The sequence below is a fragment of the Streptomyces sp. NRRL WC-3626 genome, assembly GCF_000718785.1.
Lineage (GTDB): Bacteria > Actinomycetota > Actinomycetes > Streptomycetales > Streptomycetaceae > Streptomyces > Streptomyces edwardsiae.
The window spans coordinates 442,349-466,303 of the sequence record NZ_JOCA01000001.1; the positions used below are offsets into that span (position 1 = coordinate 442,349).

At 71.1% G+C, this 23,955-nt stretch carries 20 protein-coding genes and 1 riboswitch; of the genes, 12 read left to right on the forward strand and 8 right to left on the reverse strand.

The features are described 5' to 3' along the window. The first annotated feature begins 135 nt into the window (after positions 1-135). The 3 genes from IF28_RS0101905 (at position 136) to IF28_RS0101915 (ending at position 2,271) form a co-directional block, all read left to right on the forward strand. On the forward strand, positions 136-531 hold the full coding sequence (locus tag IF28_RS0101905) for a hypothetical protein (protein WP_030212812.1): 396 nt from the start codon (positions 136-138) through the stop codon (positions 529-531). Positions 532-637: 106 nt separating this feature from the next. After that, positions 638-1,633 carry a hypothetical protein gene (locus IF28_RS0101910; protein WP_051713570.1) on the forward strand — a complete coding sequence of 332 codons (996 nt, stop codon included), beginning with the start codon at positions 638-640 and terminating at the stop codon, positions 1,631-1,633. Positions 1,634-1,821: 188 nt separating this feature from the next. Continuing rightward, the gene (locus IF28_RS0101915) at positions 1,822-2,271 is read left to right on the forward strand and encodes an ATP-binding protein (protein WP_030212819.1); all 450 of its coding nucleotides are present in this window, start codon (positions 1,822-1,824) and stop codon (positions 2,269-2,271) included. Positions 2,272-2,305: 34 nt separating this feature from the next. Here the strand turns inward: IF28_RS0101915 and IF28_RS0101920 are convergent, their stop codons facing one another. Further along, positions 2,306-3,625, reverse strand: a complete 1,320-nt coding sequence (locus IF28_RS0101920; RefSeq protein WP_030212821.1) for a hypothetical protein — start codon at positions 3,623-3,625, stop codon at positions 2,306-2,308. A 411-nt stretch (positions 3,626-4,036) separates the two neighbouring features. On the opposite strand from IF28_RS0101920, the gene IF28_RS0101925 reads away from it, so the two are divergent. The 3 genes from IF28_RS0101925 to IF28_RS38445 all read left to right on the forward strand — a co-directional run bounded on the left by IF28_RS0101925 (position 4,037) and on the right by IF28_RS38445 (position 8,809). Then, positions 4,037-4,843, forward strand: a complete 807-nt coding sequence (locus tag IF28_RS0101925) for a hypothetical protein (RefSeq protein ID WP_158713634.1) — start codon at positions 4,037-4,039, stop codon at positions 4,841-4,843. A gap of 158 nt (positions 4,844-5,001) precedes the next feature. Then, positions 5,002-7,101 (forward strand): GmrSD restriction endonuclease domain-containing protein, encoded by a 2,100-nt coding sequence (locus tag IF28_RS0101930; protein WP_030212827.1) that lies wholly within the window; start codon positions 5,002-5,004, stop codon positions 7,099-7,101. 367 nt (positions 7,102-7,468) lie between these two features. Further along, positions 7,469-8,809 carry a DUF4157 domain-containing protein gene (locus IF28_RS38445; RefSeq protein ID WP_063829292.1) on the forward strand — a complete coding sequence of 447 codons (1,341 nt, stop codon included), beginning with the start codon at positions 7,469-7,471 and terminating at the stop codon, positions 8,807-8,809. Positions 8,810-8,818: 9 nt separating this feature from the next. On the opposite strand, the gene IF28_RS0101940 is transcribed toward IF28_RS38445, so the two are convergent. Continuing rightward, the gene (locus IF28_RS0101940; RefSeq protein WP_030212833.1) at positions 8,819-9,112 is read right to left on the reverse strand and encodes a trypco2 family protein; all 294 of its coding nucleotides are present in this window, start codon (positions 9,110-9,112) and stop codon (positions 8,819-8,821) included. Positions 9,113-9,203: 91 nt separating this feature from the next. Between IF28_RS0101940 and IF28_RS0101945 the strand changes: the two genes are divergently transcribed. From IF28_RS0101945 to IF28_RS0101970, 6 genes are all read left to right on the forward strand, one after another. Beyond that, positions 9,204-10,526: a S1 family peptidase gene (locus IF28_RS0101945; RefSeq protein WP_030212836.1), complete on the forward strand. Its 1,323-nt coding sequence runs from the start codon at positions 9,204-9,206 to the stop codon at positions 10,524-10,526. Continuing rightward, positions 10,523-12,826, forward strand: a complete 2,304-nt coding sequence (locus IF28_RS0101950) for a tetratricopeptide repeat protein (protein WP_030212839.1) — start codon at positions 10,523-10,525, stop codon at positions 12,824-12,826. The genes IF28_RS0101945 and IF28_RS0101950 overlap by 4 nt, the downstream gene beginning before the upstream one ends. Before the next feature lie 56 nt (positions 12,827-12,882). After that, on the forward strand, positions 12,883-14,274 hold the full coding sequence (locus IF28_RS0101955; RefSeq protein WP_037892315.1) for a hypothetical protein: 1,392 nt from the start codon (positions 12,883-12,885) through the stop codon (positions 14,272-14,274). Further along, a complete protein-coding gene (locus IF28_RS0101960; protein ID WP_078620802.1) occupies positions 14,271-15,308 on the forward strand; it encodes a hypothetical protein in 1,038 nt (345 codons plus the stop codon). The genes IF28_RS0101955 and IF28_RS0101960 overlap by 4 nt, the downstream gene beginning before the upstream one ends. Beyond that, complete coding sequence (locus tag IF28_RS0101965; RefSeq protein WP_030212844.1) at positions 15,305-16,564, forward strand: ABC transporter substrate-binding protein; 1,260 nt, start codon at positions 15,305-15,307, stop codon at positions 16,562-16,564. Before IF28_RS0101960 ends, IF28_RS0101965 begins: the two co-directional genes overlap by 4 nt. 184 nt (positions 16,565-16,748) lie before the next feature. Then, positions 16,749-17,813, forward strand: a complete 1,065-nt coding sequence (locus tag IF28_RS0101970) for a hypothetical protein (RefSeq protein ID WP_106981956.1) — start codon at positions 16,749-16,751, stop codon at positions 17,811-17,813. Positions 17,814-17,896: 83 nt separating this feature from the next. Here the strand turns inward: IF28_RS0101970 and IF28_RS0101975 are convergent, their stop codons facing one another. Genes IF28_RS0101975 through IF28_RS0102000 form a run of 6 tightly spaced genes read right to left on the reverse strand, consistent with a single transcriptional unit; the run spans position 17,897 to position 23,556 of the window. Continuing rightward, complete coding sequence (locus IF28_RS0101975; protein WP_030212851.1) at positions 17,897-18,445, reverse strand: YciI family protein; 549 nt, start codon at positions 18,443-18,445, stop codon at positions 17,897-17,899. Positions 18,446-18,461: 16 nt separating this feature from the next. After that, positions 18,462-19,124: an ABC transporter ATP-binding protein gene (locus IF28_RS0101980; RefSeq protein ID WP_030212854.1), complete on the reverse strand. Its 663-nt coding sequence runs from the start codon at positions 19,122-19,124 to the stop codon at positions 18,462-18,464. Further along, on the reverse strand, positions 19,117-20,088 hold the full coding sequence (locus tag IF28_RS0101985; RefSeq protein ID WP_030212857.1) for an ABC transporter ATP-binding protein: 972 nt from the start codon (positions 20,086-20,088) through the stop codon (positions 19,117-19,119). The genes IF28_RS0101980 and IF28_RS0101985 overlap by 8 nt, the downstream gene beginning before the upstream one ends. Beyond that, positions 20,085-20,972 (reverse strand): ABC transporter permease, encoded by an 888-nt coding sequence (locus IF28_RS0101990; protein WP_030212859.1) that lies wholly within the window; start codon positions 20,970-20,972, stop codon positions 20,085-20,087. Before IF28_RS0101990 ends, IF28_RS0101985 begins: the two co-directional genes overlap by 4 nt. A gap of 5 nt (positions 20,973-20,977) precedes the next feature. Continuing rightward, on the reverse strand, positions 20,978-21,946 hold the full coding sequence (locus IF28_RS0101995) for an ABC transporter permease (RefSeq protein WP_030212863.1): 969 nt from the start codon (positions 21,944-21,946) through the stop codon (positions 20,978-20,980). A gap of 20 nt (positions 21,947-21,966) precedes the next feature. After that, positions 21,967-23,556 carry an ABC transporter substrate-binding protein gene (locus IF28_RS0102000; RefSeq protein WP_030212865.1) on the reverse strand — a complete coding sequence of 530 codons (1,590 nt, stop codon included), beginning with the start codon at positions 23,554-23,556 and terminating at the stop codon, positions 21,967-21,969. A gap of 201 nt (positions 23,557-23,757) precedes the next feature. Further along, positions 23,758-23,939: riboswitch (cobalamin riboswitch) on the forward strand. Positions 23,940-23,955: the final 16 nt, after the last annotated feature.

Genomic DNA, 23,955 nt, shown 5'->3' on the forward strand with positions numbered 1-23,955 from the left:
ACCAACCGGCAAGCCCTCGCACGCCCCTCGTACCTCTCCCTGGCCGTGGTGACGTGCTCCCCGAACCGCGTGCTTCCCGAACTGGCCTGCCCCCTCTCGTAGTCGGCGGGCCGGGGTTGGGAGAGACTGACCACGATGAGGACACGGATCAAGCTGACCAGGGCCGGTGAGGCGTTCCAGGGACGGCTCACGGCGACGCAGACGGACATGATGTGCGAGGCGTTGAGCACGCTCGACGGCTGGGCCTCCACGGACGAGATTCTGGTCGTGCAGCTCGGCGCGGATCGCGAGGAGGTCCGCCGGCTGTACGACCGGCTCCAGGGTGACCACAAAACCTCCCGGGAGTTCACCCTGACCGCCCGCGAACTGCACGTCATCCATGCGGCGATCACGGCCATCGCCCCGATGTTCCTGTCGAACAGCGGATTCTCGGAGGAAGCGTTCTACATCAGGACCGGCTTCTTCCGGGAGAACTTCGACGCCATGGCGTCGAGCATCGTCAGCGCCGTATCCGAGGCCACGGCGCCGTAGGCGGGCCGCAGGCTTCGGCGTCAGCCGGTCTCCGGGGACTCCCTCAATCGGGTGATCACCTCCCGGAAACCGACGGTTGTTCCCGCGTCGCACGTAGTTTCACGCCATGCCCAACGTCAGTCACGACACCCTGCACGGCTTCCTGCCGGGGCGTCCCAAGGCACTGAACCGTGCGCTGGACCTCCTGGACCTCGGAATCCCGACCGGTGTCACCACCGAGACCCTCCCGACGGACGCGTCCGGTGCCCCGAAAATGTTTGCCCGGCAGATGGACTCCGTACTGCGGGTGGTCCGCCCCGACGGGCGCGATCCGTTCATCCTGTTGGTCGAGGCGCAGACCCGAATCGAATCGAAGAAGGAGACTTCATGGCCGTACTACGTCGCGTACTTGCGTGACCGGTACAAGCTCGAAGTCGTCCTGCTGGTCCTGTGCGTGGACAGGGCGACGGCGGCATGGGCGGCCAGACCTCTGCGCACCGGTCTGGGACGCCCCACCCAGGTCACAGTGCCTCACGTACTGGGACCGTCCAACGTTCCGCGGATGAGCCGGATCCAGGACGCCTCGGCCGACCTCGACTTCGCCGCGTTCTGCCTGTGGATCCACAGCAACGACCCGAACATCGAGGGCATACTGACGGTAGTGGGCGAGGCACTGGCCCAGGACACGGACCGTGAAGCACGGGACGACCTGGCGGGACTGATCGAGGACGGCTTGGGCAGCGAACACGCCCAGAAAATCTGGAGGAACCTGATGGAAACCCTCTTCACCCCCCGGCAAGGCACCATCGTGGGCGACGCCCGCCTCGCAGGACAGGAAGAAGGACGGCAGGAAGGACGCGTAGCCGGAAAGGCCGAGCAACTGCTGCGCCTAATGGAGCGCCGCGGCTTCTGCCTGACGGAAGAGACCCGACAGCGCGTCATCACCTGCGCGGACATGCCGCTCCTGGATCTCTGGTTCGACCGCGCCATCGACGCCACCACCCTCGACGAGATCTTCGCCGCCCCCTCTTCCACGGACCGTGTCCCCGCCCCCGCCCAGAGCCCGGAGGACACCGCAGTTGCCGGCCAAGGGCCAAGGGCCCCCGGCTCCTCGACCAACTGACACCAAGGGCGCACACTCGGCCGCACCCCACTCCGGGGTGCGGCCCGCTCGGTTCACGGCGCGATCCCCCCATGCCTCGTGCATGCCCGTTCCGGAAGCGCACCAACTCCTCTCCACCTCCGTACGGTCACCCCGCGTACGGGGCGCGGCACTCGCTCCCGCCCGCACCCGACCGCCACTCTGACGCCATGAACCACGCAACACCCCAAGTCGGTGCCCCCGTGAGCACCTTCACCCAACTGCTGTCGTCCACGCGGCGCGGCGCCCGCCTCGCCCGGCTGCTGGCGGTGGCCGAACTGCGCTCACGGGGCGTCTCGCCGGAGCTCACGGAGCGTGCCGAACTCGTCGTCGCGGAACTCGCCGCCAACGCCGTCCTGCACGGCCGCCTCCCTGGCCGCTGCTTCCGGCTCACCCTCGTCCTCGACCCGGCCGGCGGCCACCTCCGCATCGAGGTCAGCGACGCCCGCGGAGACCTGAGCCCGCGCTCCCTCCCGGCGGACACCGAACCCGACCCGCTCAGCACCTCCGGACGCGGCCTGACCCTCGTCACCGCCCTCGTCGACCACTGGGACTGCGTCCCCTACCCGCCCAGCGGCAAGACCGTCCGGGCGGTGCTGACGACACCGGCCGGCGCGTGACCGCGTCGCCCGAGGAGAGCCGTACGCCCCGCGCCTACCCTGCCGCGGCCAGTGCGGGGAACACGACCACCGAGCCGTCCTTGTCGCGGGCGATCTCGATCGCCACGTCCGTCGGGCGGCCGCCCACCGCGACGCCGTCGCCCAGCCCACGGATCTGGTACGCCGTACGCATCAGCCGGTCGACCTCACCATTCGTCAGGACGGGACGCACACTCTTCGGCCGGGCCAGCTCCAACGCCGACAGGCGCAACAGGACACCGGCAAGGCCCGACTCCAGCTCATCGAGGCGCTGCTCGTCATCCCGCAGCGCGCGGGTGAAGCTCTCGAACTGGTTGTCGGGCTCGCTCTGGGCCAGCTCGACCGCCTGGAGGACGTTGACACGCCGCTTCAACGCGATGGCCAGGGCGGCCAGTTCGAGGTGGGTGCGGAACGTGCCGCCCTGGTCGTCCACGCCAGGGAACGACTCGGTCAGCGTGCCGATCTCGACGGGCTCGCCGTCGGGAAGCTTGTCGAGCGCGCTCGTCCACCGGGCCAGGCGGATGTCGGCCTTGCTCAGCGCGGTGTCGATGGCGTGCACCGCCGAGTCGAGTCCCAGCGATACACCGAGCCTGCCCTGGTCCAGCAGGATGGCCGTGGCCTTGTCGATGGCGGGACGGCAGCCGTTGAGCGCGCTGTGCTCGTCGTCGAGCTTGTCCGCCTGAAGCTGCTCCAGCAGTTCCGTGATGTGCGCGATGGCCTCCTGCCGCTTGGCGTCGGCGTGCGCGCTCACCCCGACCGCCACGGCCATGAGCACGAGCGGTGCGGCCACGGTGATCGCCGCGCTGCCGGCGGCCGCGACGCCGGCTGTCGCACCAGCTCCACCGGCTGCGCCCGCCGTTGCCGCTTTACTGACCGGGACGTACGTCACACCGGCGACGATCTTGCCCGTCACCGGATCCACGACGGAGCCACGGACACCGCCGGCCACCGCCTTCGACGGCATCAGGCGGAGGATGCCCTGCCCCAACTGCTTGGCGACCTTCGCGGGAACCACGATGCGGTACAACCCTTCGCCGGAAGCCGTCGCCTTGGCCGCCGCGGAACCGCGCGCCGACTGCGTGATCAGCTGCGACAGGTGCTGTGCCAGCGGACTCGCGGCGTCGAGCGAGATGCCCCGGCCGCGGTCGAGCTTGTCCGGCAGCGGATGCGCCTCGAGCGTGGCGATCGGCCGGTCGGCCAACGCGGCCAGCACACCGCGCAGTTCGGCCAGACGCTCAGCCGTCATCGGCCCGTCCCCGGCCACCGCCGGCACCTGGACGTCACCTGTCGCCAGCGTCCACACCGGAACGGGTGTTGCCTTGCGATAGTCGATCATCGTCCCCCCTGACTCATCCCCACGTCAGCCCGCGGCTGACGTCCCAGCAGAACGGTATAGCCGAATCACGGCACCGTGTGTCGCTCGATCCACATCGACCACTTCCCCGCGCGGCGGGTCGGCGCAGGCCGACGCGCGGACGACGAGCGGTGCCCGCCGAGTGGCCGAAACCGTGAGAGTCGAACAGCCACCAGCACAGGCTCCGTTGACAGCGCCAACGCACCATCTTACGGTTCTGGCGTTGCTTGAGTATGCGGGTGCCACGTCTTGAAGGACGGCCTTTCGTCCGGACCGAGGTAGAGCCGCACAGCGTGTCACTGGTGGGGGGATGCTTTGACGCGGAACCGGGTACGTCTCAGCGGCGGCTCGAGCTGGCAGACGGACTTCCGTCGCAGGACAACGGGGCGCCCTGTGCGCTCCGTTATGGACGTCGCCCGTCTCCACCGGGACCTCAACCACATCCTTCTGGACCTTCGGCTTGCCGTGGAGAGGTACGCGGTGGCCGAGGCGACCGGCCTGTACTCGCTGGCGTGGTCCCAGGTGGCGGAGGTGCCGCCCAGCGAGACCAGGAAGCAGCGGGAAGAACTCCAGGCGTTCAAGAAGGTACTCGACTCCGCTTCCTGGCTGGAGGAGGGGCGTCGACGTGCGGCAACGCCCGATGTGCGGCAGGAGTCCCCGACCCGGCAGCGCTCCACGGTACGTCCGAGTCGCCGCCCTGCCGAGAAGCGCGCGAGCGGTCACGTGCCGCATCGCGGAACGAAGCCCTTCAAGGACACCGGGGCGACCCGTTCGCCCTCGCACACGGCCGGTCCAGGTTCTCGGACACCGGCTCGTCGTGACGAGCCGCCCCTGCTGAGGGCTGGTCATCTGTCGGAGATCGCCACCGAGCTCCGCCCGCTGCTGGAGCAGACCGCCCGTATGGGCGCAACGACCTCCTGGTCCCGTATCGGCACGCGCCTCCCCGCACTGCCGCGGCTCCACCGCGACGACCAGAGCGTCATCCTGTGGCTGGTGGACGAGGAGCGGGAGAAGGGAGAGCCCCTTCTCTGCGCCCTCGTCACGGTCGGCGACCGGCAGATGCACCCCCGTTTCCCGGTCATCGCGGAACAGCTCGGCCTGGCGTGCTCAGAGACCGCCGCCCAGCAACAGACGGCATGGAGCTACGAAGTGCTGAAAGTCCATCAGTACTGGCGGCATCGGCGCCCCGGGCGCGGCTGAGGGATCCGGCTGCTCGTGGGGCACCCGACCGAGTGCAAGGAAACGGCCGGATCGACGCGCGGCGAGGTACCGGAAACCCGACCGGCGCATTGCTCACCGTGACCGGCTGATCCCGCAATCCGCCCTTCCTGTCCACACATCCAGAGGAGACCCGGCCGATGGCCACCGTGCTGTTCAAGGACACGACCCACCAGGTAGCCGACCTGATCACCGACATTCGGCGCGGTGAGATCGCCCTGCCCGACCTGCAACGACCCTACGTGTGGCAACCGGCCAAGGCGCGCGAGCTGTTCGACTCGATGTACAAGGGGTTCCCGGTCGGCTATCTGCTCTTCTGGGAGACCGGGATCGAGCCCGGGGCCCGGCAGATCGGCGAAGGGGTCAAACCGGAGGCGGCTCGCCGGCTCATCGTCGACGGCCAGCAGCGTCTCACCTCGCTCTTCGCCGTCATGACCGGCACGCCCGTGGTGAGGGAGGACTACCTTGCGACGCGCGTCCGGCTCGCCTTCCGCCCATCGGACGACACCTTCGCCGTCACAGACGCGGCCATCGAGAGGGACCCCGAGTACCTCCCCGACATCAGCGTGCTGTGGGACACCGCGACAGGACGCCGCAAGGTCATCCGTGACTTCCTCGCCCGCCTGAACGACAAGCGTCCCCTCACCGAGGCCGAGGAGGACCGGATCCAGGACGCACTCGACCGTCTGCACGACCTGGAGAGCTACCCGTTCAAGGGGGTTGTGCTCTCGGCCGACATCGACGAGGAGCAGGTCGCGGAGATCTTCGTCCGCATCAACAGCGAGGGCGTGAAGCTCGACCAGGCGGACTTCATCCTCACGCTCACCTCCGTGTTCTGGGAGGAGGGACGCCGTGCCTTGGAGGAGTTCTGCCGACAGTCGCGCACTCCGGCTCTCCACAGAGCATCACCCTTCAACTGGTACATCAAGCCCAAGCCGCCCCAGCTGCTGCGCGTGGTCGCCGCCGTCGGCCTGGAATCCGCCGTGCTCAAGCAGGTCTACGCGACCCTGCGCGGGCGGGACACCACCGGCAAGCTGTCCTCCGGGCAACGCGAGGCACGCTTCGAACAACTTCAGCAGGCGCAGAAGCACGTCCTCGACCTCCAGCACTGGCACGAGTTCTTCCTCTGCCTGGAGCGCGCCGGCTTCCGCGGCGAGAAGATGATCTCCAGCCAGAACGCGCTGCTCTACAGCTACGCGCTCTGGCTGATCGGCCGCGTCCGCTACAACGTCCCCATCGACCGGCTCCGGTCCGTCATCGCGCGCTGGTTCTTCATGGCTCAGCTCACCGGCCGCTACACCGGTTCGGTGGAGTCCCAAATGGAGCACGATCTCGCACTGCTGCGGAACATCCCGCGCCGCGACGCGGACGGCTACACCACTGCCCTCGACCGGGTCGTCCGGGAAACTCTCACCTCGGACTTCTGGACCATCACCCTGCCCAACACACTGAACAGCTCCGCCGCCAAGTCGCCCGCACTGCTCGCGTACATCGCGTCCCTCAACATCCTGGACGCGGACGTCCTGCTGTCCGACGTCAAAGTCCGAACCCGGCTCGACCCGGCCGTCCTCGCGCGCAAGGGCGTCGAGCGGCATCACCTCTTCCCCCGGAAGTACCTGCAGAGCTCCCTCGGGATTACCACCAGCGCACGCATCAACCAGATCGCCAACATGGCACTGCTGGAGTGGAGCGACAACATCGCCATCTCCGACCAGGCGCCCTCGCAGTACTGGCCCGCACAGCTGGCCGCCAAGGGGCTGCCAGCCGATGTCATGGCCCGTCAGCGCCATCTGCACGCACTGCCGGAGAGCTGGCCCTCGATGGACTACGACGCCTTCCTCACCGCTCGCCGTGCCCTGATGGCGCAGGCCGTCCGTGACGCCTTTGGGCAGTTGGAGAGCGACTCCTACCGCCCTGTATACAGCGTCCCGGCCGTCGTGCCCGAGCAGCGCACGGCGAGCGGGCTCCCCTCCCGCCGGATCAAGCTGTCGGAGCTGCTGGACGCCGGCCTGATCAGCGCGGGAACCGTCCTCACCCCCGCGTGGGAAGAGTACGGGCAGGCAGCCGTCGTCGACGAACAGGGCCGCATCCGGCTCGACGAACAGATCCACGACACCCCGTCCGGAGCCGCCAACGCGGTCGGAGCTGGGACCAATGGCTGGACCTTCTGGCTGGCCGACACCCCCGAAGGCCAGGTCTCGCTGGCCGATCTGCGCGCCGCCCTGTCGGAGGAGGCCTGACATCCCACCCATACTTGTTGACGGTGTCAACATGTAGTCTATGCGTGTTCGACGCAGACGTCGCCCGCTCCTGGAAGGTCACCCACGCCCCAGCCCGACCGCCTCCGCAGTACACCCGAGTTCCGCATGACGATGCCGAGGCGCGCGAGAGCGGTCGGGGCGTGACGGTGTCCGCTGAGGGCCCCGCGTGGCGTTCACCGTGTCCAGCGGGGCAGGGGGCACGAGGCCCCCGAACGTTGGCGTTCGGTCGGGGTGTGCCCGTTCGGGCAACGGATCGTGCCCTCGGTTTCGTCCGTCCGGCCCTGGATGCCGGGCCGGTCGTGCGGGAGAGTGGACGGCTCGGTACATCAGGTCACCGGAGGATGACATGCGTGCTCAGCGGACCGCCCAGCAGGCCGGCGACGAGAAGCTCCGTTCCCGCGGCGAGAGCGTGCGGCGGTCGTCCTCCGCCGTGGGCCCGGCCGCGTTGTCGGCGCTGCAGCGTTCCGTCGGGAACGCCGCCGTCTGCCGCATGCTCGAGGAACGGCGGGGGTCCGGTTCCTCACCGGTGGTGCAGCGGTCGGGCGTGCACGAGGTGCTGAAGACTCCGGGGCGGCCCCTGGATCCGGCCGTCCGGGCCGAGTTGGAGCCCCGGATGGGTGCGGACTTCTCCGGTGTCCGCGTTCACGACGACGCCGCGGCGCGGGCCTCCGCGACCGAGGTCGGCGCCCGCGCCTACACCTCGGGGCACCACATCGTCGTCGGCGAGGGCGGCGCGGACAAGCACACCCTGGCCCACGAGCTCACCCATGTCATCCAGCAGCGGCAGGGGCCGGTCGCCGGCACCGACAACGGCAGCGGCCTGCGGATCTCCGACCCCGCCGACTCCTTCGAACGGGAAGCCGAGGCGAACGCCCGCCGGGTGCTGGCGGACCAGGACCACGCCCCGGTCCAGCGGATGGCCGGCGGACCCCTCGCGCCGTCCAGCACGATCCAGCGCATGAGGGACGACGATTTCGATGAGCTGATGAACGACAGGGACATCGACGCGTCGAGCGACGACATGGATTACGAGTTCGCGCTGGAGGACGCGCTGCGTTTCGCTCCCGCCGGAACGAGTACGGAGGAGAACCCCTTCGTCGAGGAGGCCGTCGAGAAGGCCACGGACGGCGCGTCCCGTCTGAAGCGCGCCAACGAACGCAGTACGGCGCGCGGAGTGCCGGCGAAGAGCGCCCTGGTCGGGAGCAAGCCGCAGACGCCGTTCGGCACGGTGTCCCTGAACCAGGGGTACCAGGGAGACCTGGGGACCGTGGTGAAGAGCAAGAAGGACGACTACCCCGGGACGGAGGGGCGGGACTGGGAGAAGTACTCCCATCTCCTGCCGCATCTGAGCGCCGCGCAGAGAGTGGCCCTCGCGGACGCGGTGGGGACGGGTTCGCTGGCCGCCGGCTCCGCCGGCCTCTTCCAGGACGACAGCAAGGCGCGACGTGCCGCCGCCGTGTTGTACGGCGTGGCGCGCAACTCCGAGGAACTCCGCTTCCCCGGAGCGGGCAAGGTCCTGCGCGCGGCGTTGCGGAAGAACGGCGGAAGCTACTCCGTGGAGGAGTTCTACGAGGCCTTCCCGATGGCGAAGCCCGGCGGCGCGGGGTCGTTCCGCGGGGAGCCGGAGCTGTCGTCGCCGACGCTGGCCACGCTGGAGGCGATGTCCGAATCCTCCGACGAGGATTGAGGGGACCGGCTACCGGCCGACCAGGTGATGCGTCCCGTCCGGGCGCGGAACGGGTTTCAGGTTGACCTCGATACGGTGGGTGGCGTCGTGGCTCACCGAGCCGCCCAGGCGGGCCTCGACGACACCCAGGCGCAGGCCCGCCCCGCCCTCGCCGGCGCGGTGGAACTGGACCGAGAACTCCAGGCTGACCTGCTCCACATGGAACCGCCAGTCGCTCTGCGCGCCCTCGGCCTGGGCACGGGCCAGTTCCGCACGTACCGTGCCGATGGCCTCCGCCAAGCCGATCGGTTCCGCGTTCGCCATATCAACACACCGCCACTTTCGGTTGATTGACCGGTACAGCCTGCTCACAAGTCTAGGGACGTCCCACGCTTTGCACGTAATGTGAATCGGTATGGGGGAACTGCGTGCGGACTGGAGACTCAGGCTGCGACGCGAGGACGCACACGGGCCGATCTGCGGCGCCGGCGTGCTCGTCGACCAGTACACGGCGCTGACGTGTGCGCATGTGGTGCGCGAGCCGGATGCCGTCATGTGGCTGGAGTTCGCGGAGAACGGCGGGCTGCCGCCGGTGTCCGCACGGGTCATGCCCGGGGGCTGGCTGCCGGCGGCCGCCGGTGGTGAGGATGTCGCCGTGCTGCGTCTCGACAGCCCTCGTCCGCAGGCGCGGCGTGCTCCGCTGGACACCCGGCTGTGGGGCGGTATGGAGGTCTACGCGACCGGCTACGCGGAGGGCTTCGACGACGGCATGAGTCTGTGGGGGCGCATCGGCGGCGCGAGCGGGGAGCGCGTGCAGCTCGATGCGGTCACCAGGTCGGAGGTGGTGCGGGCCGGGTTCAGCGGTGCCGGTGTGTGCACCCGGCCGGAGGAGGGGCGGCCCGCGCGCGTGGTGGGCGTCGTCGTGAGCTGGCGGGGGGACCTGGGCGAGGCTCTGCCGGAGGACAACCGGCTCTCCTTCTCGTATCTGATCCCCGTCGAGCGCATCGCCGAACTCTCGCCCGTCGTCAAGGGGTTGAGTGCGCCAGGGGCCTGGGACCACGGGTTCGAGGAGCGGTTGGGCCGGTGGTTCGACGATCCGGACGAGGACCCGGTGAAGATCACCGTGGTGGCTCCGGGGAGCGGGAAGGAGCGCTCGCTGCGGCAGCTGGCGCACCGCGCCCATGTCGTCCACCGGGGCGGGGCCAGCAGGCCGGACCTCATCGACCACGCTCTCGATCAGGTGACGTTTCCCGCCGGTGAGTACCTGGCGTACTGGGACTGGCTGCGCGGCGCCAAGGGCCGGCCGGAGCGGGCGGGCGACCGTGCGCCCCTACGGCCGGTGACGGTGCTCGTGGACGGGCTCGACGAGGAGGCGCAGCCGGGGGCCCTCATCGAACTTCTGGCCAGGTTACGGGTGTTCGGATTCCGGCTGCTGCTCGTCTTCCGTCACGAGGGCGGGCCCGGCTGGACCGCGTCCCGTGATCTTCTGCTGCTGCCCGCGCTGCTGCGGCACGCGGACGGCCTCCTCGACCGCCTGCAGCGCGCGGAGTTCGGCCGGGCCGTACAGCGCGACATCGTCAACAGCGCCTCCCTCGGCTCCGTGACCGAGACCGCCGACCGGCACCGGGCCACACGCCGCCTCCTCGAGGACGTACGGGATCCGCAGCAGCGGCTCAACCGGCTGCGCGGGCTCATCAGGACGCTGCGCGCCGACCTGAGCAGGGCAGCCCGGGGATGACCGGCTGCCCGCACCGGCGCTTCTCCGGCGGCCCCTGTGGCGGCGCGGTACTGCCCACCGGCTACTGCGGCGCGTGCGGGCGTGCGCAGGACGGGCCCGGTCTGCCGGAACTACCGGCACACATACATGAGTTCGGGCCACGGGAACTCCTCGAACTGCCCGAGCGTGAGCCGCGTCCCGCCGGGGAGCGGCTCATCCGGGCCGAGGCGCCGCTGCGTATCCGGATGAGCTGTTCGGCCGCGGGCTGCGGAATCGTCTTCGCGCCGCCCTACACCGAGGGGCCCGTGCCGATCGAGGGGTTCTGCCCGGCGTGCGGGGCGCGCTACTCGTACCGGCCCGAACTCGCCGAGGGCGATCTGCTGCGCGGCCAGTACCGGGTCATGGGTCCCATCGCGCACGGCGGTCAGGGCTGGGTGTACCTCGCCGAGGACACCCATCTGGGTGACGTCGTCGCCGTCAAGGGGCTGCTCAACCGGTACGAGCAGGACGGCGCCCGGCTCGCCGACGTCGAGCGCCGCAATCTCGTCGCCATACGGCATCCCCGTATCGTGCAGATCCGCGACTTCGTCGCCCGCGGGGACGACGGCGGGCAGGTCACCGGCGGCTACATCGTCATGGACGACGTGGGCGACGGCACGCTCGCGAAGGTCGCCGAGGAGGTGCGGCGCGGGGAGTCCGTGCTCGACATCGAGCATGTCGCGGCGTACGGCTGTCAGATCCTCGAGGCCTTCGTGCATCTGCACGCCGACGGTGAACGGGTCTTCGTGTACGGGGACATGAAGCCGTCGAACGTCGTGCACCACCGGGACGGCATCAAGGTCATCGACCTCGGCGGGATGCGCGAGCAGGGACAGAGCCTGCCGCCCGCCCATGTCACGGCCGACTACATGGCGCCCGAGACCGGGACGTCGGCCGCGCCCACGGTCGCCCACGACCTGCACACCGTCGGCGTCACCCTGCGGGAGCTCGCCCGCTGGGCCGTGACCGAGGTGCCCGGTCTCGGTACGGCCTCCTTCGACCGGGTCGTCGACCGTGCCGTACGCACCGATCCCGGCCGCCGTTTCGCCGACGCACGCGAGATGGTCGGCCAACTGCGGGGCGCGCTGCGGGAGATCCGCGCGCTGCGCGGCAAGAGCGATCCGCCGGAGCCCTCCGACCACTTCCGGCCGTCGGCCCGGCTGCTCGGCGCCCGGCTCGGTGCGGTGCCCGGCATCGAGCACTGGCTGAACCGGCCGCACCGCGACCGGTACGCGCCGCCCGTGGCACCGGTCCTCGACCTCGGCGCGCCCACCCCCGCCGAGATCGCCGCCTGTCTGCCGGTGCCGAGGCCCTATCCGGGCGATCCGCAGGCCGCGCGGTTCGAGGTGAGCAGCGGCTACGACCCGGACCGGCTCCTGGAGCAGGAGGACGAGCGGCCGCACTCGGTGGAGATCAGTCTGCACAACGTGCGTGTCCTGCTGGGCCGGAACACCACCGACGACTGGCAGCGGGCCCAGGAGGAACTCGACACCGCGGACTCCATCCCGGGACCGTCGGCCGTACGGCGGTGGCGGCTGGAGTGGCACCGCGCCCTGCTCGCGCTGCGCGGCGCCCAACTCGACGAGGACCCGCGCCAAGTCGGCGAGGCCCGGGACCACTTCAACGAGGTGCATCTCGAACTGCCCGGCGAGTACGCGCCCAAGCTGGCCCTCGCCTACTGTGCGGAGTGGCTCGGCGACGCGACGGCCGGGCCGACGGCGGAGGAGCTGTACGAGGCGGTGTTCGCCCGTAATCCCGCGCACGGCGGCGCCGCCCTCGGGCTGGCCAGGCTGGCGCTGCGGGCGCATGACCGGCGGACGGCCATCGACGTGCTCGGCCGGGTGCGGGCGGGGACGCTGGACCACACCGTCGCCCGGATCGCGTCCCTGCGGATCCGCGCGGCCCGGCTGCCCGGGGACGGTGATCCGCTGCCCGTGCCCACCGAGGTCGACGCGGCGCTGGCCGAGCTGCGGGGCATGGAGGGCCGGCGTCCGGGCGACGGGGAGCCGGGCCTGTCGGAGGACGAGGCACTGCGGCTGAGCACCGAACTCCTCGAGTGGAAACTGGACGCGGTGCACGGCCTCAGTGACCGTCCCGGCGTGCCGGGAAGCGGTGCCGGACGGCTCACGGCCCGTGCCCTGCGCCGGCTGAGCGCTCCGGAACGGGCGTTGCGGGAGCGACTGGAGACGCAGTACAAGCGGCTGGCGACACACCATCAGGCCGAAGCGCGCCAGGACCTCGTGGACCTGATGCACGCGGTACGGCCGCAGACCGTGATCTGACGCAGGGGAGGGCGACGGTGCCCGGCGACGAAGGTGAAGGAGCGGTGACACAGGGGATGAGCAGCCACACCACCCGGCCGCCGAAGCCGGGCATCCGGCTGCACGTCGATCTCGGCGGCGATCCGCGCCCGCACCGCAGCGCGAAGATCGAGGCGCATCTGCGGGTCGACGTGGCCGCCGACGGCGCCCCCACCGACCTGCCCGCCGTCCAGCTCGCCGTGATGATCGCGGTGGACGTCGCCGAGTCCAACCGGGCGGCCGTCCGGCACGCCCTGCCGGCGGCACTGCGCGCGCTGCCCGACCGTATCTCCTTCACCGTGCTGGGCAGCGGGCCGGAACCGGTGCGGTGCTTTCCGCGCGACGACGACGAGTGGGCCGTCGCCGACCAGAACGTGCGACGCCGGGCCGCGTTCGTCGCGGGCTCGCTCCCGCTTCACCGGGAGGGGCCGCGTCCGGCCGGGTATGCCGCCTGGGTGGCCGGCGCGCGCGCCCTGCTCACCGGCCGGCCGGTGTCCGTACGCCATCTGGTGCTGATCACCGACGGCAGCAGCTTCTCCACCGAGGACCGGCTGGAGGAGGAACTGGACGCCTGTGCGGGCCAGTTCACCTGTGACGTGTTCGCCGTGGGGGTGGACTGGAAGCCCGACCCGCTGCTGAAGCTGGCCGAACGGCTGCACGGTTCGGCCGAGTTCGTCGACGAAGGGCTCGGGCGGGCGATCACAGGGGCCATTCAGCGACTGCGCCGCGTCCACACACCGCAGTTGCCGATCGAGGTGACCGTACGGCCCTCCGTTCGGCAGGTGTCGCTCGCCGAGAAGACGCCCCGGCCGCACCGGCTCGGCGGGCTGCCCGAGAGCGGCCGGCCGCACCGCTGGAGCTTCCCGACGTACCAGTGGGAACAAGGCCGGCGCGACTATCTGCTCACCCTGGTCGCCGACTCGGACGCCGACCCGCTGGAGACGGAGCTGCAGTTCGCCATGGTGTCCATCGGGGGCGTGCACGCCCCGGTCACCGCCCGCTGGCATCATCCCGAGCAGTCCCCGCTCCAGGAGTTGGCGGGCGCCGACAGCGTGCGTACCCTCAACGCCACCGCCCGGATGCGCAGTGCGCTGCGCCGGGGGCTCATCGCCCTTCAGGAGAACCGGCGGGATGTCGCGCTGGAGCGGTTGGGGCAGGCCGCCCGGCTGGCGGTGCGGCTCGACGCGGAATGGGTGCTGGACGAGATCCGCACGGTCGCCGACGTCGAGGACGCGGCCGGGGGGCGGGTCAGGCTGCGCAGCGTCGACGCCGGCACCCTCGGCCCGATGATCCTGCGCGCCGGGTCCCGGCCCGAGGGGCCGCTGACCGACCCCGTCACCGCCCGGCCGGGACCGGCCTGCCGCGGCTGCCGCACCCCTGCGGGCAGCGAGGCCAGGTACTGCATCACGTGCGGGGAGAAGCTGCTGTGACCGCCGCGTTCCGGCACCGGTACTCTCCGGTCGCGCTCTGGCTCCGGTACTCCCCCGCCGCGCTCTGGCGCCGGTGTCTGAGCGGGCTGCGGACCCGGCGGCTGCTGGAGCTGCATCTGGTCATGCTGCTCGTGCTCACGGCGGTGGCGGCGACCGCGCTGTTCCTCTCCGGCCGTCAGGCCCAGCGGAGCGCCGATGCCCTGGCGGCCCGGGAGGCACCGGCCGTCCAGGGACTCGCCGCCAGCCGGCTCGCGGCACTGCGGGCCGACGAGGAGATCGCCAGGCTGGTGAAGAAGAAGCTGATCGGCGTGGCCGGCTCGGGCGAGGCCTACCGGTCCCAGCTCTCGGCCGCCGACCAGGGCCTGTCCCGGATCGCCGACCGCACCGACCAGGACCTCGGCACGATCAAGGGGCTGCTCGCCACCTACAGCGACTCCCTCGCGCGCGGTACGTCCCTCTACCGGGACGATCCGCTCATGCGGACACAGCGGCTGCGACAGGCCAAGTCGCTGCTCACCCGCGAAAAGGTGGGGGTCGCGCCGCGCCTGAAGGAGCTGCAGGGCCGGCAGTTGAGGCACGCCGAGGCCACCGCGGCCATGGGGTGGTGGCAGCACGCCGGCTGGTGGACCGCCGAGATCGCGTTGTCCGGCGCGGTGCTGACGCTGCTCTCGGCGTTGTTCGTGCTGCGCGACCGCTGCGGCCGGGACTGGAATCCGTATCTGCTCGCCGCCCTCGTCCTCACCGTGCTGCTGGCCGTGGTCCCGCTGATGACGGCGTACTCCACCCAGGGCGAACTCGACGGCGTGCTGGAGGACCTGCGGCAGATCACGGAGGTCTCCTGGCAGGGCGGCGCGACGGAGGCGGCGCAGCGGAACGTCACGGAGATGTCCGAGGAGGTCCGGCGGCAACTGGCCGGCGGCACATGGACGGAGTCGGTGTACCGGGGTGCGCTGGTCGGCAGTCTGCTGGCCGTGGTGCTGCCCGTGCTGGGGCTCGGACTGCGGCTCGACCGCGACTACTGGAGGCGATGGTGACCCGGCGGTTCACGATGCTGGTGTTCGGGGTGGTCATGCTGCTGATCACGGCCGTCGGCCTGGTGGTGGTCTGGTCGCAGCACGACGACGAGAAGCCGGTGACCATCCTCGGGACGTGGACGGCGGGGCAGGCCGACCAGTTCGAGGAGGTGCTCCACGGCTTCGACATCCCCTTCCAGTACCAGGGCACGGCGGCCCTGCGGGAGGTGCTGCTCTCCAAGGTGCAGGCGGGTGACCCCCCGGACATCGTGATCATGCCGGGGCTCGGTGAACTCGCCGAGTACGCCGGCCGGGACCTGCTGGAACCGCTGGACAAGCTCTACGATCCGCAGGAGTACGACGCCCCCTGGATGCCGCCCGCCTCGTCCCCCGGGCACAGGTACTGGGTCCCGGTCAAGGCCGATCTGAAGAGCATCGTCTGGTACCGCGAGGGTGACACGCCGCCCACCTCATCCGCTCCGCTGGGGAGTTGGTGCATGGGTATGGGGGACGACGGCACGTCCGGCTGGCCGGGCACCGACTGGATCGAGGACCTCGTACTGCAACGGGCGGGCCCGGGCACGTACGAGAAATGGGCGCTCGGCAAGGGCAAGTCGAAGTGGTGGAGCAGCGACACGGTACGCACCGCCTGGGAGGCCTGGGACGGTCTGCTCCGGCAGAACCCTGAGGCGGCCCGTCGGGCACTGCTCACCGACCATCGTGGCGCACCGGACGGCAAAGGGCTGCTCTTCGACGACAGGAGTGCGTGCGGGCTGGAGCATCAGGGCTCCTTCGCGCTCTCCCTCTACGGGCTCGCCGCGCCCCGCGCCCGTCTGACCGACTCCGCTCCGCTGCTGCCCGAGGGCGGCGGCCGGGTCCGGGCGCACGAGGTGACCGGCGACTTCGCGGCCCTGCTCAGCGACCGGCCCGAAGCGCGGGACCTGATCGAGAAGCTGGCCTCGAAGAAGGGCCAGCAGGAGTGGGTCGACCGGGCGCACGTCTTCTCGGCGAACCGTCGGGTGACACCGCCGGACGACGCGGTCCGGGGCGAGATCGCCCGGCGGCTCGCCCGGGGGCCGCACTGTCTGGACGCCTCGGACGTCATGGCGCCCGCTGTACGGGACGCGTTCTACGAGGCCACCCTGCTGACCGTCGCCCGCGCCGCCGCCGGACGGAACGCCGGCATCGGCGACCTCCTCAAAGACGTACAGAAGATCCAGGACGCCCAGTCCGGGCAGGGCGGAATGGCTCCGAAAACGGTGTGCAGCGGAAAGTGACCGCCGGGACCGTCACGGTGCGGGCGCGGTGATGACGAAGTCGGCGGGTGTCGTGCCGCGCTCCGACAGCCTGCGGTGGGGCCGTCGGACACGGTTTGGTTGCGGCGTGCAACCGTTCGAGGGGTTTGCGGGTCTTGGCGGGTGACCGTCCTGGTCGTATTCGTGAGGAGACGTCATTTCCGCCATGCGCAAGACCCTGACCGCCGCCGCCGTCGTCACCGCCGTGCTGGCGGGTTCCGCCGCCTGTGGCACCGTGGAGAACCTGTCGGCCGGGCAGAAGCTGGACCAGGCCTTCGAGGAGCTCGGCAAGGAGCGTTCGCTCTCCTTCGAGCTGGACCTGGACACGGACGCCGCTTCGCTGAAGGCGCTGGACGCCGACGCGGAGCCGGGCGAGGAGATGCCCGACGAGATCGCCGAGTGGCTGGCCGAGGCGCGGTTCTCCTTCTCCGTGCAGTCGAAGAAGCCGCTCGAGGACTCCGGTGAGAAAGACTTCACCGGCATGGCCATGAAGATCAGCGGCGCGGACGGCGCCGCCCTGCTCGAGTACCGGCTGGTCGGCGACGACATCTACGTCCGTCTCGACGCCGAGGCGCTCGGGAAGATGTCCGGCAGCCCCATGCCGCCGGCGGACGAACTTCCGGACAGCGCCGGGGCGTTCAAGAAGGTGCTGAGCGGTGAGTGGATCAAGATGTCCGCGAAGGACATGGAGGGGGCCCGTGAGCAGATGCTCGGAGAGGGGGGCCCCGACGAGCCCTCGGCCGAGCCGACGCTTGACGCGGGGACGCAGAAGAAGCTGGTGAAGGCGCTGCGGGGGGTCATCGCCCAGGAGGTCGACTTCAAGACGTCCGGGGGATCGGACGGGACCGAGCACATCAAGGCCACGGCGCCGTTCCGGACGTTGATGACCGAGCTGTTCGACGAGCTGGGTCCGCTGGCGAAGGAGCTGCCGCCGGGGGCGGAGATGCCGACCGCCAAGGACTTCAAGGACGCGCCGAACGAGAAGGTCACGGCCGACTTCACGCTGAAGAACGGCGAGCTGACCGAGGTGTCCGTGGACCTCGCCAAGCTGGCCGAGAAGGCGAAGGTCAAGAAGTTCGCGCTGGTACTGCGCCTGGGCAAGGGCGAGAAGGCCACCGCCCCGGCGAACGCCACCGAGGTGAACATCGACGAGCTCATGGAGGGCTTCTTCGGCGGCTTCGCGGCGAACGAGCTCGGCGACGAGGAGTTCGCGGAGGGCACCGAGGGCTGACACCGGGGTCCATGACGGGGCGCCGTGTCCTCCTCGGGGAGGAGACGGCGCCCCGTCTCGTGCGAGCGCATGAGGGAAAGCGGTCATCGACGGCCGCCGAACTCCCAGTCGTGGACCTCGACGACCGCGTAGCGGGCCGACGTCAGCACGGCACGCGCGGTGTCCCGGTCCGGTGCGCGGACCAGGGCGGCGGTACCCAGCCAGGCCGTGCCGTCGTCGGACAGCAGCGGCCCGTACGCGATGGGCTCGGCCGGGCCGGACGGGACGTCGAGGTCTGCGGGCCGTCCCGCGCCGAGGCCCAGCACCAGGTACCGGTGTCCGCCGGTCCGCCCGCCGGGGAACTCCCACATGGTCCGGCCCAGCGTGTTCCGCCAGCGTCGCAGCAGCACGTCGCGGTACGCGCCGGCCTGGTAGGAGGGCTCGTCGAAGGCGAAGGCCCGGGCGGCCGCGGCGTCCGGCAGGTCCACGATGTGCACGCTGCCGGTGAGCGTCTCGCCGTCGTCGGCGAAGGTCGGCCCGCGGGCGATCAGCTCCCTCTCGTAGCCGTCCATGTAGGACCAGTGGGCCTGCGTCAGCTCCTCCCGCAACTGCGTGGAGCCGGGCCGGTCGCGGTGGTGGCAGAAGAATTCCATGGGTGGGAAGCGTAGATCAGCGCGGTTCCGTGACCGTCTTCCAGTGGACGGTGCGGTCGCACCAGCGGGTCAGGAGGGTGTGGTCGTGGGCCACGGCCAGGAGGCCCGCGCCTGTCGAGGTGCGGTAGGCCTCCACCACCGCGACCAGTGCGGCCGTGGTCGAGGCGTCCAGCATCGCGGTCATCTCGTCGCAGATCAGCCAGCGGGGACGCAGGACCAGCGCGCGGGCCACGCAGGCGCGTTGCAGTTGCCCGTCGCTGACCTCGTGGGGGCGGCGGGTGAGCAGGTCCGGGGTCAGGCCGACGGTGTCGGCGAGTTCGGCCACGCGGTCCTCGGCCGAAGCGCGCCGGCCCGTCGCGCGCAGTGGTTCCGCGATCAAATCGGCCAGGCGCAGCCGGGGGTCGGCGGAGAGACGGGGCTGCTGGAAGACCACGCCGACGGCGGTGCGCAGTTCGCGTGGGGCGCGGTGGCGCCAGTGGCGCACGGGGGTGCCGTCGAGGACGACCTCCCCGGAGTCCGGCCGGTGGAGCAGGGCGGCGACCCTCGCCAGGGTGGACTTGCCGCAGCCGCTGGGGCCGAGCAGACCGACGGACTCACCCGAGGAGACGGTGAGGGTGACGTCCCGTACGGCGGGGGCGCGACGGTCGTATCCGGCGGTGACGGAACGCAGTTCAAGCACGGATGTTCTCCGGGGTGGGTGCCGGGGCCGGGTGGTGGCAGGCGATCGACCCCGTGAACGGCGGCAGGGCCGTACAGGCGTCCGTGGCACGGTCGCAGCGGGCGGCGAAGGCGCAGCCTTCGGGGAGGTCTCCGAGTTCGGGGGGCATACCGGGGATGGGGGTGAAGGACCGGTCCGGAAGGGCCTGCAACAGGCCTTGGCTGTAGGGGTGCCTGGGGCCCGACGCACCGAAGAAGTCACTCGCCGCGGCCAGTTCGACGATGCGGCCCGCGTACATGACCGCCACCCGGTCGGCGACGCGTTCCGCGGCCGCGAGGTCGTGGGTGATCATCAGCAGGGCCCGGTCGGCGTCGACGTGGCGGCGCAGTTCGTCGACGGTGCGGTCCACCAGGTCGCGGTCCAGCCCGGTGGTGGGCTCGTCGGCGAGGAGCAGCGGTGCGTCGCCGATCAGGGCGAGGGCGGTGGCGGCGCGCTGGGCGAGACCGCCGGAGAGTTCATGGGGGTACCGGTCGAGGTGGCCCGGCGGGAACTCGGCCCGTTCGGCGGCCTGTTCGGCGGCGGCGCGCAGGGCGGTCCGGCCCCGTACGCCGGTGAGCCGGGCGACCGTCTCCGCCAGCTGGGAGCGGATGGTGCGTACCGGGGTGAGGTGCGCGGCCGGGCTCTGCGGGATGAGGCCGATACGGCGGCCCCGTACCGTGCGGGCGAGGACGCGTTCGTCGGCGGTCAGCAGCTCCAGGTCGCCGAGGTGTGCGTGGCCCGCCGTCTGGGCGTTGGCGGGGAGCAGGCCGAGGAGGGCGGAGGCGAGGACGGACTTGCCGCAGCCGCTCTCGCCGATCAGGACGAGGCATTCGCCGGGCGCCACGTCGAAGTGGGCGTCGGTGACGGCGGCGATCCGGCGCCCGCCCGGCAGCAGGAACCGTACGGACAGGCCGCGCACGGACAGCACGGGGGCTCGCTCGGTCACAGCGACAGCTCCGATCTGCGGCGGGGGTTGATCCGCTCGCGCCAGACCCCGGCGAGGCCGGCGATGGCGAGCGTGGGGATGATCAGGAACAGGCCGGGGAAGAGGGTCGGCCACCACTGTCCGGCGAGCAGGGAGCCGCGGGCGCCCTGGATGAGGGTGCCGAGGCTGGCCGTGTGGGTGGGCAGACCGAGGCCGAGGAAGGACAGCGCCGACTCGTGCCACATGGCGTGCGGCACCATGAGTACGGCGGCGAGGCCGGCCTGCGGCAACACACCCGGCAGCAGATGCCGTACGACGACCCGCCATCGGGAGGCGCCGCCGGAGACCGCCGCGTCGATGAAGGGGCGGGAGCGCAGCGAGAGGACCTCGGCGCGGACGATCCGGGCGGTGGACAGCCAGTGGGTGAGGCCGACGGAGATCACCACCGGCCAGACGCCGGGCCGGAACATGGCGACGATGAAGATGCCGAGCAGCAGGTGCGGCACGGAGGAGAAGGTGTCGACCAGGCGCATGACCGTACGGTCGGCCCAGCCGCCGAGCGCGCCGGCGGTGGCGCCGACGGCGGTGCCGATCACGGTGGCGGTGAGCGCGGCCACCACGCCCACCAGCAGGGACACCCGGAGCCCGTAGACGCAGCGCAGCAGCAGGTCGCGGCCCACGTCGTCGGTGCCGAAGGGGTGGGACCAGGACGGCGGCAGGAGTTTGGCGGCGAGGTCGACGGCCTGCTGGTCGAGCTGGACCAGCGGGGGCAGGAGCAGCACCGCGAGGGCGGTCACGGCGACGAGTCCGGCGGAGACGTACAGCCGCAGGGTGTGGGTGGAGCGGCGGGCGGTGCCATGTGCGCGCCACACCGTCTTCTCCACGACAGTGGTGTCAGCAGACATGTGGGTCACATCTCATTCAGCTTCACCCTCGGGTCGATCAGTCCGTAGAGCAGGTCGGCGAGGAGGTTTCCGGCGAGGACGGCGGCGGTGGCGAGGGTGGTCAGCGCGGCCAGCAGCGGGAAGTCGACGGAGGTGGCCGCCTCCACGGTGGCGGCGGCGATGCCGGGCCAGCTGAACACGGTCTCCACCAGCAGGGCGCCGGTGATGAGTTCGGGGACGCGGGAGCCGATCAGGGTGAGTACGGGCAGCAGTCCGGAGCGCAGGGCGTGGCCGAGCAGGACGGTGCGTTCGCTCAGGCCGCGGGCGCGGGCGCCGCGCACGGGGTCCTCCGCGAGGGCGTCGCCGACGCCCTGACGGACGTAGAGCGTGAACCAGGGCAGCTGGGAGACGCCGAGGACACCGGCGGGCAGGATCAGATGGCTGATGACCTGGCCGGGAGTGACCTGTTCGCTGCCGGTGTCGGTGAGGCCGCCGGCCGGGAGGACGTCCAGGTTCAGGGCGAACAGCCAGACGGCGAGCAGGGCGATCCAGAAGACGGGGGCGGCCTCCAGGGCGTACGCGAGGGAGGTGATCGTACGGTCGAGGGGCGAGCCGGGGCGGCGGGCCGCGAGGACGCCGAGCACGGTCCCGAGCAGCACGGCGAGGGCGAAGGCGACGGCGCACAGCAGGGCGGACCAGACGAGGCGTTCGCCGATCACCTCGGCGACGGGCTGGCGCATCACGGTGGACCGGCCGAGGTCGCCGCCGAGCGCGGAGGTCAGCCAGTCCCACCAGCGGGCGGTGAACGGCCGGTCCACGCCCAGGTTCTCCCGCAGCCGGTCCAGGGTCTCCTGGTCGGCGCCGAGCGCGGCGGTGCCGGCGTACGCCTTGACGGGGTCGAAGGGGGAGGCGGCGGCGACGGCGAACACGCCGAAGGTGACGACGAGCAGCACCGGCACGGCGAACAGGGCCCGCCGTGCCGTGAGCCGGGTCATCTCCCCCCAGGGGAGTGCGGTCATGTGGCGGGCCGCCAGTCCTCGATGTTCCACCAGGGGCCGCTGGCGAAGCCGTGCTCGTGGGGTTCGGTCTGGGTGGTGAGGTCCTTCCAGCGGTCGGCGAGGACGTACATGTGGTCGATGTGGGTGAGGAAGGTGTAGCCGGGGTTCTTCACCAGTTCGCGCTGCAGGGTGTCGTAGGCGGCCTTGCGGTCGGCGGGGTCCTGGGTGCGGCGGCCGGTGTCGAGGGCCTTGTCGACGGCCGGGTTGTCGTACAGGGCCATGTTGTTGAAGCCGTCGCCGGCGAGGGTGGAGTGCAGAAGCGTGTAGAGGCCGAAGTCGGGGTCGCCGGTGCTGCCGAAGCCGGCGAGGACGGCGTCGTGCTTCATCCGGGGTTCGATGACCTCCCAGGTGGCGCTCTCCACCTTGACGTCGACGCCGGCCTTCTTGGCGTCGGAGGCGTAGGCGAGGGCGTGGTCCTGGCGGACCTTGTCCCCGGAGGGGTAGTAGAGGGTGAAGCGGGCGGGGCGGCCGTCCTTGGCGCGGATGCCGTCCTCGCCGGCCTTCCAGCCCGCCTTGTCGAGGACGCTCTTCGCCTTGTCGAGGTCCTGGGCGCGCTCGACGTCCCGGGCGAACCAGGGGTCGTCGACGGGCAGCGGGCCGTAGGCGGGGCGGCCGGCGCCGTCGAGGATCTTGTCGACCATGGTGGTGCGGTCCACGGCGAGGTCCAGGGCACGGCGGATCGCGGTGTCGCCGGCGACCGGGTTGCCGGTGGGCAGGGTGACCGCGCGGAAGTCGTACGACGTGGCCCGGTACGTCTTCCTGCCGTCGTCGTCCTCGAAGGTGGCGGCGAGGTTGGGCGGGAGGGTCGCGCCGTCGAGGTCGCCGGAGCGCAGCCGGGTGGCGCGGACGTCGTCGTCGGCGATGATCGCCATGGTGAGCTTTTTCACCTTCGGGGCGCCGCCCCAGTAGTCCGGATTGGCCTTGAAGGTGAGTTTCTCGCCCTTGCTCCAGCCGGCCAGGACGTACGGTCCGGTGCCGACGGGCTTGGTGTTGAACGAGCCGGTGTTGGGGTCCTGTCCGCCGGCGACGTGCTCGGGGACGACGGGCAGCACGGTGCGGGCGGCGAAGGCCGCGTAGGGGTAGTCGAGGGTGAAGACGACCTTGTCGTCACCGTCGGCCCGGACGTCCTTGATGGCGTCCAGTTCGCTCTTGGCGGTGTTGTTGGTCTTCCCGTCGAGGACGGTGTCGTACGTGAAGACCACGTCGTCGGCGGTCAGCGGTTCGCCGTCGCTGAACTTCACGCCGTCGCGCAGGGTGTACGTGTAGGTGCGGCCGCCGTCGGTGATCTCGGGGAGCGCCTTCGCCAGGGCGGGCTTCAGCTCCATGCCGGCGTCGCGGGCGAGGAGCCCGTCGAAGATCTTGGAGTTGCCGTCCTTGCCGTAGCCGAGCAGGGGGCTGAGGGTGTCCGGTTCGGAGGGGATGCCGATCACGACGGACTCGGCGGAGGCTCCGCCGTCGGCGCCGCTGCCGCCCGGCGCCGAGCAGGCGGCTGCCGCACCGGCCATCACGACCGCGGCGGCGGCGCCCCGTATTCGTCGGGTCGTCATCGAAACTCACACTCCTGTTGCCTGAAAACCGTTGTTGCATATTAATTGCAGCGAAGCTCTACCCAGGGCGGCGGGCCCCCACTCCCCCGCGCCGACCAGCCGCGTCGCCCTGTCAAGTACGCACGTGTGCGCCGGGGTGCGAGCCGCCGGGCGCCGTCCGCGCGCCCCCTGTGGCCGCTTGTCACCGGGCCGGACGGGGAACTACTGTCACCACGCCTTGGTGACGGGAAATCGGTGCGATACCGGTGCGGCCCTCGCCACTGTGATCGGGAAGTCCGGCTCCGGTCCTCACGGACAGCCACTGGGTTTCAGAACCCGGGAAGGCGGAGCACGGGCGGTGGTACCCGTCAGCCAGGAGACCGGCCAAGGCGCGTCAACCATCCACGAGGTGCTGGAGAG

Coding starts and splice junctions, on each gene's coding strand:
- IF28_RS0101945 (WP_030212836.1), top strand. CDS start 9,204: ATGGGGGAACTGCGTGCGGACTGGAGACTCAGGCTGCGACGCGAGGAC.
- IF28_RS0101970 (WP_106981956.1), top strand. CDS start 16,749: ATGCGCAAGACCCTGACCGCCGCCGCCGTCGTCACCGCCGTGCTGGCG.
- IF28_RS0101995 (WP_030212863.1), bottom strand. CDS start 21,946: ATGACCCGGCTCACGGCACGGCGGGCCCTGTTCGCCGTGCCGGTGCTG.
- IF28_RS0101915 (WP_030212819.1), top strand. CDS start 1,822: ATGAACCACGCAACACCCCAAGTCGGTGCCCCCGTGAGCACCTTCACC.
- IF28_RS0101990 (WP_030212859.1), bottom strand. CDS start 20,972: ATGTCTGCTGACACCACTGTCGTGGAGAAGACGGTGTGGCGCGCACAT.
- IF28_RS0101930 (WP_030212827.1), top strand. CDS start 5,002: ATGGCCACCGTGCTGTTCAAGGACACGACCCACCAGGTAGCCGACCTG.
- IF28_RS0102000 (WP_030212865.1), bottom strand. CDS start 23,556: ATGACGACCCGACGAATACGGGGCGCCGCCGCCGCGGTCGTGATGGCC.
- IF28_RS0101910 (WP_051713570.1), top strand. CDS start 638: ATGCCCAACGTCAGTCACGACACCCTGCACGGCTTCCTGCCGGGGCGT.
- IF28_RS0101950 (WP_030212839.1), top strand. CDS start 10,523: ATGACCGGCTGCCCGCACCGGCGCTTCTCCGGCGGCCCCTGTGGCGGC.
- IF28_RS0101940 (WP_030212833.1), bottom strand. CDS start 9,112: ATGGCGAACGCGGAACCGATCGGCTTGGCGGAGGCCATCGGCACGGTA.
- IF28_RS0101920 (WP_030212821.1), bottom strand. CDS start 3,625: ATGATCGACTATCGCAAGGCAACACCCGTTCCGGTGTGGACGCTGGCG.
- IF28_RS0101975 (WP_030212851.1), bottom strand. CDS start 18,445: ATGGAATTCTTCTGCCACCACCGCGACCGGCCCGGCTCCACGCAGTTG.
- IF28_RS0101905 (WP_030212812.1), top strand. CDS start 136: ATGAGGACACGGATCAAGCTGACCAGGGCCGGTGAGGCGTTCCAGGGA.
- IF28_RS38445 (WP_063829292.1), top strand. CDS start 7,469: ATGCGTGCTCAGCGGACCGCCCAGCAGGCCGGCGACGAGAAGCTCCGT.
- IF28_RS0101955 (WP_037892315.1), top strand. CDS start 12,883: ATGAGCAGCCACACCACCCGGCCGCCGAAGCCGGGCATCCGGCTGCAC.